This is a genomic window from Pseudomonas sp. MEJ108 (assembly GCF_030208985.1).
GTDB classification, from domain to species: Bacteria; Pseudomonadota; Gammaproteobacteria; order Pseudomonadales; family Pseudomonadaceae; genus Aquipseudomonas; species Aquipseudomonas fragariae.
Map to the genome: position 1 here is coordinate 1 of NZ_JARVSW010000057.1, position 12,211 is coordinate 12,211.

Below are 12,211 nucleotides of genomic sequence, written 5' to 3' on the forward strand. Positions count from 1 at the left end.
TGCGCAGTGCAACCTGCATGTACTCGCCGATGCGCTGGGCATTGATTTGCTGGACGGCCTGAATGGTGAGTGTAAAAGCATCGCCCAGATCATCGACATTCAGGGTCAACGGGTAGTTGGTATGGTCTTCGGTGCCGAAGGACTCGATCCCGCCCCAGGCGCTGGCAGCTTCTGCCGAAACATCGCTCACGACACTGTGTCGGTAGTTGAGCAATGCACTGAATAGCGGCGTCGGTGCGGCCACGCCGCTGCAACGCTGGGCGAGTACCAGCGGAGCATGCTCATGCCCCAGCAAAGCCGTCAGCCACTCGTGGGTCGCCTTCAATCCCTCGGCCACTGTCGTTGCGCCGATATCGACGCGCAACGGCAAGGTGTTGATAAACATGCCCAACGCACGGTCGGCGTCATCACCGGCCTGCATACGGCCCAGCAGTACCGTGCCGAACACCACCTGTTCGCAGGCCGAGACATTGCCCAGCACCCGTGCCCAGGCCAAATGCATCAGGCTCGCGACGCTGACGCCTGCCTGTCGAGCCTGAGCCCGCAAACGCAGGTTCAGTTCGGCCGCCAGGGTCACGCTGGCCTCTTCGAGGTTGCGACCACGGTCCTGCACATCCTGCAAACCGAACGGCAGCGTCGGCTCGTCGATATCGCCGAGCATGTCGCGGAAGAACGCTTCGTGCTGTGCCTCGCTGACACCCAGGCGTGCCTGAGCGACATAGTTGCGATATGGCACTGCCTCACCCAACGCCTTGCCCTGACCGAGCAGGTGCGCCTGAATTTCCTGCAGTATCACGGACAAGGAAGTGGCGTCGCTGACCAGGTGGTGGCACAGCAGCATCGCCAGCCAGCGGTCGTTGACCGGGTCATGGCTAAAGACAATGCGCATCAATGGCGCAGTACGCACATCGAGGCGGTAATGCCGACGGTCGAAGCGTTGGTGTAATTGCTCGTCAACCGGGCCGTCTGCAGAGTCGAGGAACAACTCGGTGACGTGCAGTTCAGCTTGACGCAGCACGACTTGCACCGGCTCATCGAGATCTTCCCACAGCACCGCGGTGCGCAGGATATCGTGGCGGTTGATCACGCCTTGCAAAGCGCCACTGAAATCGTCCAGTCGCGCCCGGTCAGATAGCGCGAACAGTGCTTTCAGGGTGTAGGGGTCGCCCTGTTCGGCACTGATATGGTGGTAAAGAATCCCAGCCTGCAACGGTGCCAGCGGGTAGATGTCCTGCACGTTGGCCACGCCGCCCGGCATGTCCTTCACCACGTGGTCGATCTGCGCCTGAGAGAGGTTGATCAGCGGCAACATCTGCGGGGTGATACGGTCGCAATGCTCGGGAATAAGATTGGTCGGCACCACGACTTCCGAGCCTCCACCGGCAGCTGCCGCCAGTGCCGCCACGGTCGGTTGGCCGAACAGCACATGCACATCGGCACTCAGGCCAACCTGGCGCATGCGTTCGATCAATTTCACCGCCAGCAGTGAGTGGCCACCCAGTTCGAAGAAATGGTCATGGCGTCCCACCTGTTCAACCTTGAGCACATCGGCCCAGATCGATGCCAGCAGGGTTTCCACTTCGCCTTGCGGCGCTTCGTAACCACGGCTGATCAGCGCATCACCGTCCGGGGCTGGCAGCGCCTTGCGATCGAGCTTGCCGTTCGATGTCAGTGGCATGGCCTCGAGCAGCACATAAATGGCCGGAACCATGTACTCCGGCAACTGTTGCTGCAGGTGACTGCGCAGGATTTCAAGATCGACAGCAGTGTGCTCGGCAGACTGCGTGTAGTAAGCCACCAGACGTTTGTCGCCGGGTATGTCTTCGCGAGCAGTGACCACCGCTTCGTGGACCGCCGGGTGTTTAGCCAGCGCCGCCTCGATTTCGCCGATTTCGATACGCAAGCCGCGGATCTTCATCTGAAAGTCATTGCGGCCCAGGTATTCCAGTGCGCCATTGGCCAGCCAGCGACCGACGTCGCCGGTTTTGTACAGGCGTGCCTGCCGGTCTTCGGAAAACGGGTCGGCGATGAAACGCTCGGCACTCAGGTCCGGCTGATTCAGGTAACCCCGCGCCACGCCGATACCGCCAATGTGCAGCTCACCGGCCACACCCAATGGTTGCAGCTGGCCCAAGGCATCGAGTACGTGCATCTGAATGTTCGCAATCGGGCGGCCGATGGGCACGCTGTCGCCCGGATCCGTCGGACGGCATTCCCAGGCAGTAACGTCGATGGCCGCTTCGGTCGGGCCATACAGGTTGTGCAGTTCAACGCCCTTGAGCTGTTGCTCGAAACGGCGCTGCAACGCACGAGGCAAGGCCTCGCCACTGCACAGCACGCGGCGCAGTTGCGGGAAGTCGCGGGTTGAGCGATGTTCCAGAAACACATCGAGCATCGAGGGCACGAAGTGCAGCAGGGTAATGCCCGCGTCACTCATCACCTGCGCCAGGTAATCCGGATCCTGATGGCCACCGGGACGGGCCATGACCAGTTCGGCACCGGTCAGCAGTGGCAGGAAAAACTCCCAGACCGACACGTCGAACCCGAACGGGGTCTTTTGCAGTACGCGATCCTGACTGTTCACCTGATAGGCGTCGCGCGCCCAGAGCAAGCGGTTGACCACGCCCAGGTGTTCGTTCATCACGCCTTTGGGCGTGCCGGTAGAACCGGAGGTGTAGAGCACGTAAGCCAGGTGATTCGGCTGCAGGCCCAGGGCCTTGGCATCCGGGTTGCCGGTCGGCTGTGAGGCAAGCTGGGCGCGGTCATCGTGGCCATCGAGCACCAGCACCGGAAGATCCGAGGCCGACAGGTTGTCGCTCAGGTCCCGAGTGGTCAGCACTGCCTGCGGCGAGCTGTCCTCAAGCATATAGGCCTGGCGAGCGCTGGGCAGGTCGGGGTCGATCGGCACGTAGGCGCCACCGGCCTTGAGAATACCCAACAGCGCCACGACCATTTCCGCGCCGCGACGCAGGCTGACTGCGACCCGCGTATCCGGCTCCACGCCCAGTTCGATCAGGCGATGGGCGAGCTGGTTGGCCTGCTGGTTGAGTTCGGCGTAAGTGAGCAACGGCCCGCTGTCGCCGCGTACGGCGCAGGCATCCGGACGCTGGGCGGCCTGTTTTTCGATCAGTTGGTGGATCAGGACATCACGCGGATAAGGGTGCGCAGTGTCGTTGAAAGTTGCCAGTTGCTGATGCTCGCTTGTGCTCATCAGCGGGAAGTGCGCCAAAGGCGTGTCGTGTTGATTCAGCACAGCTTCAAGCATGGCGAAAATGCGCTGTTGTACGCGCTGAGCTTCCTCGAAGGGGAAGTAAGCGGTGTTGAAGTTGAAATCCAGGTGGATGTCTTCAGAAGGATGGTAGTCGCGTACGAAGATCGCCATGGGCGTCTGCTCGTAACCGTTGTCCAGCATCAGCACCCGCGCCGGGTCCTCGCTGCCGAACGTGACGTCACCATCGAAGCTTTCGAATGACAGTGAAACATCGAACAACTGGTGGCGTCCGTTTTGCGCCAGCCGCAGGCTACGGTTGAGTTCGGCAATCGGGAAACGCTGGTGGCGATAAGTGCGACGTAGTTGCGTGCCGATGTTATTCATCAGATCGACCAGCGTTTCATGCGGATCGAAGCCCACGCGAATCGGGCTGACCGAGGAAAACATACCGATGGTGGCTTTCTGACGAGCATTGGTACGGTTATGCACCGGCATACCGACAACGATCTCATCGACGCCCACGGTGCGGCAGAAATAGGTGCTGATCACTCCGACCAGTACATGAGCAACGGACAGGTTGCATTCGCTGGCAAACTGCGTCAGCGCGTTGTAAAGCGCGCGGGGCAACATGGCTTGAACCTGGTCACTGGGGGCTGGGACGTTGGTAAGGCCTGCCTTGAAGTCCGCCCTGCGTTGCAGCAGAACCGGCGGCAGTTGTGCGTAGGACTGCTCCCAGAACAGTCGATCACGCTCGTAGCGAGAAGACGCCATGTAGGCCCTGTCTTCTTCAAGGAACGAGAGGTAAGAAGGCCCCTCGGCAAGCGTTTCCTTGCCTTCCAGCAAACCTGAGTAGGCATCGCTTACGGCGTGCGCGATCAGCACTGCACCGATGCCGTCGGCAACCAGGTGGTGCAAGCGATTGAACCAGTAATGGAGTTGCGGCCCGCAACGAACCAGACGCGATTCCCAGAGTTGTCCGGTCATTGACTCAAAGGGTTGGCGGAACGACTCGCGCAGATGCGCAATGGCCTGCTCGGTGTCGCCGTCGACCTCAGGAAAATCGGTCACTTCAAGCTTGAACGGCGCCTTGGACAGAACCCGCTGGCCGCCCATACCCCTTTCGTGGCTGAAACTCAGACGCAGCGCGTCATGGCTGTCGATAACCCTCTGGATGGCTTTTTCGAACAGTGCAATATCGATGTCGCCCTTGATCTCCAGAGTCATGCCGATGTTGTAATAAGGCAGGTGCGGATAGGCGAGCTGATCAAGCCAGATACCTTGCTGAACCGAAGCCAGCGGAAGGAACTCTTGTCCTTGCGTGCACAGATTGTCGATCAACGAATTCATCTCAAAGCACCTGTTTGCGAAATCAATTGGCTCGTCTCCGGTCGATGGACGGCGCGGCATGGCGCTGGACGACTGCCAGTCGGCGGGAGGATTAAAAACATTGAAAAAAAAATAGAGCATCCACCTGGGGATGTCTGTCATGGGAAGCTGGGACAACTGAGCGCGGTGGTCTTCCGGGTTGGTTGATCAGTGATTCGGGACGGCGCCGCGCCGCGCCGGTGTAGAGGCCTGGACCGATTCGATTGACCTATGGAGCGGGGCGCTGAAGGGAAGGTTGGTGATTGCTGCGCCAGTGTGCCGCTTTGAAGGTGAGTCGGTCGCCGCCGCGCTCAAGGTCGCAGAGCAGAGTAAAGCTGGGGGCCTAAGCCCCCTTTCCATTCGGCGAGGTATCGAATGCCTGTCAGGCGACAGCGGGCTGAAGAACTTCTTCGAGGAAGCTGAAGGCGGTTTGTTTCGATTGCTGGCTGGAGGCAAAGAACGCCAGGTGGCTGCCATTGCGCTCTACGTGCAGCGTGGCGTCCTTGATCGACGCGGCGATATGCCGTGAGCCGCCGACGTGAGTAGTCGAGTCGGCATCGCCAGCCACTACCAGGGTTGGCGCGGTGATGCGCGTCAGTCGTGGTGCCAGCTCGGTCTTGTTCAGCGCGTCATTCAAACGCGCATAGCGATAGAACAACTCGGGATTGACGTAGGGGTAAAGCACTACGTGGGCAATGGACTCAGGGGTGGTGGCCAGCGTTGCCTGATCGAGGAACATCGCTTGCAGGTCGGCAGCCTCGTCTCGATCCTGAGCAGCGCTTTCCATCAGCCACTCGAAGTTTTGCTGATGAGCGGTGCGCAGGTCATTGTCGCCCAGGTTGTAATCCCCATGCCACAGGCTCAGGGAGTTGACCCGCTCGGCGTGGGCAGCAGCGGCGCTCAGGGCGATGACCGCGCCGCCGCAGATGCCCATCAGATGTGCGGTCGATAACCCGAAGTGATTCATTACGCTGATCATGTCGGCAACCTGGGCATCGGTGTCCACCGCGATCTGGTCGAACGCCTCGCAGGCACCGAACAGCCCTCGGGTTTCCCAGGTCACGACAAAAAAGCGCTCGCTCAAGGCGTCGAACCAGTCGCGGCAGAGATCGAACGGAATGCCGCAGGGCAATGCCAGAACCACAGGAGGCCGTTCGCGGTTGGCACTGGCATGCACCAGCAACGGAGCATGGTCACAGGTGGTCAGGTGCAATGTCTCGATGTGCGGCACTGCACCGCTGAATTCGAAATGCTTGAGCAGTCGATTGAAGGCGGTGACGTCTCCGGCATCGTCGAAGTGCTCGTAGCTATAGTCGAGCGCTTCGCAGATTTTGCGGCTTATAAAGTATTCGAACGACGACAGTTGCGTCTCGCCACCGTGCAAGTACTGCAGGGTGCGCACACCAATGCGCGCAAACGCCGCATTGATCGCCCGCTCCGTGGCTCGCACGCTGGAGCACGCCGGCTCTGGCAGAGGGCCGTCGTCCCGGGCGAGAAAGCTCAGGCACACCGGATCGGGCAAATTGAGGGCAAGGTGCCTGAGCATCCTCACCGTCTCGCACAGACGCATCGCTGCATCGGAGGAAATAGTCATGGATCTTCACTCTTTGTCGGGCGCTTTTTTCAGGCACATTGCGCGTGGCTACTGTCGTATGACGTGTGCGGGTCAGACCGCTTCGAATTTCTTGCCGCGGGTGGTGTGGGTCACAAGCCGGTTGTATTCCGGTGTTTCGTCACCGATCACTTGCACCGCGCCGTATTTCTCCAGACTGATGCGACCGCCGTACTCTTCGATATGATCCGAATCCGGGTAGACATGGACGAACGAGGGTACATAGCGTGACGCGAAGCCCATGCGCATTTCCTGTGATTCGCCACTGTGCGGATAGGACGCGTGCATCAGCGTCGACCAGAAAATAATGAACTGCCCGGCTTTCATCTGCATGGGTACAGCAGAGGCCTCATCGGGTTTCCAGTCCTTATCGATCTGCAACTGGCGATAGTCATAGCCGAAGAAACCGCGACGCACGCCATCCTTGACCACCGAGTTGTTGGCATCGGGCTCATAGGTCATGCGCTTGGTTTCGTCGTAATTCATGCTGTTCTGGGTGCCGGGAATGAACTGCAGGCAACCATTGGCAATGTTCGCGTCGGTAAATGCGGTCCAGACAGTAATGGTGCCGCCGAACTCTTCGTTTTCCGGCCAGATGATCTGTGGCTTGCCGGAGGCATTGGCGAAGGTGTCGGCCTGGTGCCAGTCGGTGCCTTCATCGCCCGGATATTTGGGAAAGAACTCGGTACGCCAGCAGAGCACGTTCGGGCCGAGGATGCTTTCGACGCGATCGCAGATTTCCGGGCGACAGATGTGGCTGGCCAGGAAATCATCGTCCAGATGGCGATCATAGTTGGCGATGTTGGTGCCACCGGAAATGGCGTCCAGATCCTGGTAGGCGGCAGCGCTACGGTCGAGCAGGCGCAGACGGGTGCGCTTCCAGGTTTCTTTCATTTCTTCTGGCGAGTAAGCGTCAAACGGCCCGATAAAACCGTTTTTCTCGAACGAGGCACGCTGTTCCGCAGTTAAGGCGAATTTTTTGCTCATGAGCTTTTCCTTTTCGGTCAATGGGCTTGAACAAGGCTACGGGTGATGTGGTCGGCCAGGACTTTGGCCGTTGCGCCATCCGCCAGGATTCCGGGGTCGAGGTTGATTTTGTAATGTGTCTTGAGCTTGCTCAGCGAGCGGATCAGTGCCAGTGAAGTGCCGCCGGAATCGAAGAAATCATCATTGACGCCGATGTTTTTCAGACCCAGGTCTTCGCTCCAGACCTTGAGCACGAAGTGCTCCTGCTCACTGAGGCCCTTGACGTCTGCCGCGCTTGAAGGCGCCGTGCCAGCGGCAGGCGAGGGCAGTTGTTGCTTGTCGATTTTGCCGTGATGAGTCACCGGCAGTTCTGCCAGCGGCACATACACCGAGGGACGCATGTACTCCGGCAAATTGTCGGCCATCAATGCGGCAACTTCGCTGCGAGCCTGTTCGGTCCAGGCGTCGACGCCCTGGCCTGGCACCACGTAAGCCACCAGGCGCAGGTCGCCATCACCGTAATCATGTACGCCGACATGGGCAGCGGCCACGCTCGGGCTGGTTTGCAGAGAGGCTTCGATCTCGCCGGGCTCGATGCGGAAACCGCTGATTTTCAATTGCTCGTCGCAGCGACCGGCATAACGGTATTCGCCATTACTCTCCAGGGTCATCAGGTCGCCAGTACGATAGGCGCGTACAGCACCGGGTAACTCGACGAAGCGCTCGACGTTGAGCGCCTCACGGTTCAGGTAGCCCTGAGCCACGCCCGCGCCTTCGATGTACAGCTCGCCGCTAGTGCCTGCCGCGACCGGCGCCTGGTTGGCGTCAAGCAGGTGCAGGCGCCAGCCGTGCAGCGGCTTGCCCAGCGACACCATGGCTGCTGTTTCCAGGTCCTGCGCCAACACTCGCTTGAAGGTGGTGTGAACGGTGGCCTCAGTGATGCCGTACATGTTGATCAGCGCGGGCTTCTGGTCACCGTGGCGCTCGACCCAGGGACGCAGCACGCTGGCGGGCAACGCTTCGCCACCGAACACCACGTAGCGCAGCGCCAGCGGCGCGGTGTTGCCACGATCGGCCTCATCAAGACCACGGAAAGCCGATGGCGTCTGGCTGAGCACGGTGATGCGCTGATCGGCGAGCCATTGACGCAGGGCGGCAGGAGAGCGCGAGACGTCATACGGGACAACGGCCACCTGGCCGCCGTGGGCGAGGGCACCCCAGATTTCCCAGACCGAGAAGTCGAAACCGATGGAGTGGAACATCGACCAGACATCCTGGGCGTTGAAGTCATAGGCGCGTTGGGTACTTTCCAGCAGGCGACTGACGTTGCCATGGGAAACCTGTACGCCCTTGGGCTCACCGGTGGAGCCAGAGGTGTAGATGATGTAGGCAGTGGAATTATTCGGGTCGATACGGGTGTCTTGAGCGGCCGGTTGCAGCGCCGGCGCGGACAGTAACTCGTCGAGTGCCAATACGCGCAGAGACGATATTTTCGGCAGGTTGGCGGCATCGCCGATGATCAGGCTCAGCTCGCTGTCGCGCACGATGTGCTCGACGCGTTTGCCAGGGTATTGCGGGTCGACCGGCACATAGGTGCCGCCGGCTTTGAGAATACCCAGCAGGCTGGTGACCAGATCGACGCTGCGCGGCAGGTACATGCCCACACGCGTGCCGTAGGTCACGCCTTCATCGCGTAAACGTGCAGCCAGCTTTGTCGACAGCGCGTCGAGCTGTGCGTAGCTCAACGTCCGGGCTGCATCGCTCACCGCGGTGCGCTCAGGAAATTGACGCGCCCTGTCACTGAATATCTCGTGCAGGAAAGCACCGGGCTTGAGAGGGGCTGACGCGGCGCTAAGCGATTCGTCAGTGTTCGTAATCGGCATGACCAAAGCTCCTGTGTAATAACCAGATGCAGCGCTCAAATCCGCTGCAATCGAGACATCCCTGCGGCCTGACGAATCCGTCAATGGGCCGGCATGATCCGCAGTTGGCGCATTTCAGCACCGACTAACGGGCTGCGTCTGTCGAGGGAAATGGGGACAAAGCCTGCCGATTCAGATCAGTACGCATCGACACTCTTCGCGACCGATGTCCCGGATTGCGGTGACAGACGCCTTAGGCCATCAGTGTTTTTATTCTTGCGCGGTGCCGGAGCGTGCTGGTCTGGCGCCCTACAAAAGTGGATGTGAAGGGCTGAGGTCCAGGAGTTTGTTCATGAGTCTTCAAGCTAACACTGCGCCCGTTTTCGCTGATGAACAGCAAACGGATGCGCCAACCTGGCCCGACAGGGCCGCTGACCCGTCGGTACGGTTGTCCTTGCTGGCTACCGGTAACAGTTTGCCTGTGGTGATCGAGCCAACGGCTGACGGGCTGGACCCGGTGCAGTGGGCCAGCGCCCGGCGCGAAGCGATCGAGACGCTGCTGTGCCGTCACGGCGCGGTCTTGTTTCGGGGATTTGATCTGCCTTCGGTCGCGGCCTTCGAGGGCTTTGCCGAGGCGCTTTCGCCTGGCTTGCACGGCACGTACGGCGACCTTCCGAAGAAGGAAGGCGGGCGCAATGTCTATCGCTCAACGCCGTATCCCGAGCGCGAGATGATCCTCTATCACAACGAGAGTTCGCACCTGGAAAGCTGGCCACGCAAGCAATGGTTCTTCTGCGAGCAGCCATCGCGGGTGGGTGGGGCAACGCCGCTGGCGGATATCCGTCAAGTGCTCGCGTACCTGCCGAAAGAGGTGGTCGAGCGCTTCGAGAGCAAAGGTCTGCTTTACAGCCGCACCTTCACCGCCGGTGTCGAGCCGAGCTGGGAATCGTTCTTCGGTACGTCCGAACGCAGCGTTATTGAACAGCGTTGCCGCGAGCAAGGTACGGACTTCGAATGGCTTGACGGCGACACCCTGCAGCTGCGCACCCAGTGCCCGGCGGTGATCACCCATCCATTCACGGGCGAGCGTTGTTTCTTCAACCAAGTGCAGTTGCATCACCCGTACTGCATGGGCGAGGAGCTGCGAGAGGACCTGCTCGACATGTTCGGCCCCGACCGCCTGCCACGGTTGGTCAGCTATGGCGACGGCTCAGCCATCGAGGACCCGGTAATGGCCTTGATCGGTGAAGCCTACGAGGCTTGCGCTGTGCGTTTCGAATGGCGCAAGGGCGATGTGGTGATGCTTGACAACATGCTTGCCGCCCACGCCCGTGATCCTTATGAAGAACCTCGGCTGATCGTTGTCGCCATGGGCGAAATGACCGCTCGGGGCGACGTTTGGCAACCGGCCTGAATGATCGACATCCCGTTATCAAGCCAGGACTTTTAACCACCGGCGCCCGCGCTGGCTAATGCATTCAAGGGCAGCAGCTAATGAAAACCAAGCAAGAGAAGAAGGCCAGACCAGGCTCGATCATGCGTCTGTTATGGAGCAGCCATCCCTGGCTGACGTTCTTTACGCTGCTGACAGGGCTCATCAGCGGCGTTGCGTCCATTGCCGTGGTCAATGTGATCAACCAGGCGATTCACGAGGAGACCTTTCAGCGTCAGTCGCTGTTCTGGTTTGTCGGCCTGAGCGTGGTGGCGCTCCTGTTCCGCAACGGTGCGTCGCTGTTTCCGGCTTACGCCAGCATGCGCATCATGACCCGTCTGCGCATTGCCCTGTGCCGCAAGATCCTCGGCACGCCGCTTGAGGAAGTCGACCGCCGCGGTGCGCCGAATGTGCTGACCCTGCTGACCAGCGATATTCCGCAACTCAACGCCACGCTGTTGATCATGCCGACGATCCTGGTGGAGTCGGCGGTGTTCCTGTTCGGTATTGCCTACCTGGCCTACCTGTCCTGGGTGGTGTTTGCGATAACCATCTCGCTGATGATCCTGGGCGTTGCAATGTACCTGCTGTTTTTCATGGGTGGCATGAAGTTCACCCACAAGGTGCGCGACGAATTCACGGCCTTCAACGAATACACACACGCGCTTGTGTTCGGCCTCAAGGAACTGAAACTCAACGGTATTCGCCGCCGCTGGTTCAGCCGCTCGGCGATCCAGGAGTCTTCGGTTCGGGTCGCGAAGTACAACTACATCGAACGGCTCTGGTTTACTGCCGCCGAAAACGTTGGCCAGTTGACCCTGTCGTTGCTGGTCGGCTGCCTGCTGTTCGCTGCGCCGATGTTCGCTGTTATCGACGCCAAGACCATGAGCGCCAGTGTGCTGGCGGTGCTGTACATCATGGGCCCGCTGGTGATGCTGGTCAGCGCCATGCCGATGCTGGCCCAGGGACGTATTGCCTGCACGCGACTGGCGGATTTCGGATTCTCCATCAACGAACCGCATCCGGAGCCGGAAACCAGCGATGCAGACAATGTGCTGCTTCTCGATCACAAGAAGTCCTGGGGCAGTATCCAGCTCAAGAACGTACACATGAACTACAAGGACCCGCAGAGCAGTTCCGGTTTTGCCCTGGGACCTATCGACCTGACGATCCACTCCGGTGAGCTGGTCTACATCGTCGGCGGCAACGGTTGTGGCAAAAGCACCCTGGCCAAAGTGTTCTGCGGCCTGTACATCCCGCAAGAGGGTCAGCTACTGCTGGACGGTGCGGCGGTCACGGACGACTCGCGCGGCGACTATCGCGACCTGTTCTCGGCGGTGTTCTCTGACTTCCATCTGTTCAACCGATTGATAGGTCCTGACGAGAAAGAACATCCCAGCACCGATCAGGCGCAGACATACCTCTCGACTCTGGGCCTGGAAGACAAGGTCAAGATCGAGGGACTTGGTTACTCGACCACCACGGCCTTGTCATACGGCCAGCAGAAACGCCTGGCACTGGTGTGCGCCTACCTGGAGGACCGTCCGATTTACCTGCTGGACGAGTGGGCCGCCGACCAGGACCCGCCGTTCAAGCGCTTCTTTTACGAGGAACTGCTGCCGGACCTCAAGCGTCGCGGCAAGACGATCCTGATCATTACTCACGACGATCAGTACTTCCAGCTGGCCGACCGCATCATCAAGTTGGCGGATGGTTGCATCGTCTCCGACGTGAAGTGCGCGGTTGAGGGCAAGCGCGCCTGA

At 60.1% G+C, this 12,211-nt stretch carries 6 protein-coding genes; 2 read left to right on the forward strand and 4 right to left on the reverse strand.

Annotated features, from left to right (window positions below; genetic code table 11):
* The 4 genes from QRN50_RS21895 to syrB1 all read right to left on the reverse strand — a co-directional run.
* The coding region (locus QRN50_RS21895; RefSeq protein ID WP_285427610.1) for a non-ribosomal peptide synthetase at positions 1–4,558 on the reverse strand (4,558 nt) is incomplete at its 3' end.
* Between the two features lie 400 nt (positions 4,559–4,958).
* The gene (gene syrC / locus QRN50_RS21900; protein WP_060400567.1) at positions 4,959–6,170 is read right to left on the reverse strand and encodes a syringomycin E biosynthesis aminoacyltransferase SyrC; all 1,212 of its coding nucleotides are present in this window, start codon (positions 6,168–6,170) and stop codon (positions 4,959–4,961) included.
* A 72-nt stretch (positions 6,171–6,242) separates the two neighbouring features.
* The gene (syrB2, locus tag QRN50_RS21905; protein WP_011267819.1) at positions 6,243–7,175 is read right to left on the reverse strand and encodes a syringomycin E biosynthesis L-threonyl-[L-threonyl-carrier protein] 4-chlorinase SyrB2; all 933 of its coding nucleotides are present in this window, start codon (positions 7,173–7,175) and stop codon (positions 6,243–6,245) included.
* A 17-nt stretch (positions 7,176–7,192) separates the two neighbouring features.
* Entirely contained in the window at positions 7,193–9,037 is a 1,845-nt protein-coding gene (gene syrB1, locus QRN50_RS21910) for a syringomycin E biosynthesis L-threonine--[L-threonyl-carrier protein] ligase SyrB1 (RefSeq protein WP_060406165.1), read from the reverse strand.
* A gap of 331 nt (positions 9,038–9,368) precedes the next feature.
* Here syrB1 and QRN50_RS21915 point away from each other — a divergent pair, with 331 nt between their 5' ends.
* Both QRN50_RS21915 and syrD read left to right on the forward strand, forming a co-directional pair.
* Positions 9,369–10,430 (forward strand): TauD/TfdA family dioxygenase, encoded by a 1,062-nt coding sequence (locus QRN50_RS21915; RefSeq protein ID WP_003408049.1) that lies wholly within the window; start codon positions 9,369–9,371, stop codon positions 10,428–10,430.
* Positions 10,431–10,510: 80 nt separating this feature from the next.
* Complete coding sequence (gene syrD / locus QRN50_RS21920) at positions 10,511–12,211, forward strand: cyclic peptide syringomycin export ABC transporter SyrD (protein WP_003408051.1); 1,701 nt, start codon at positions 10,511–10,513, stop codon at positions 12,209–12,211.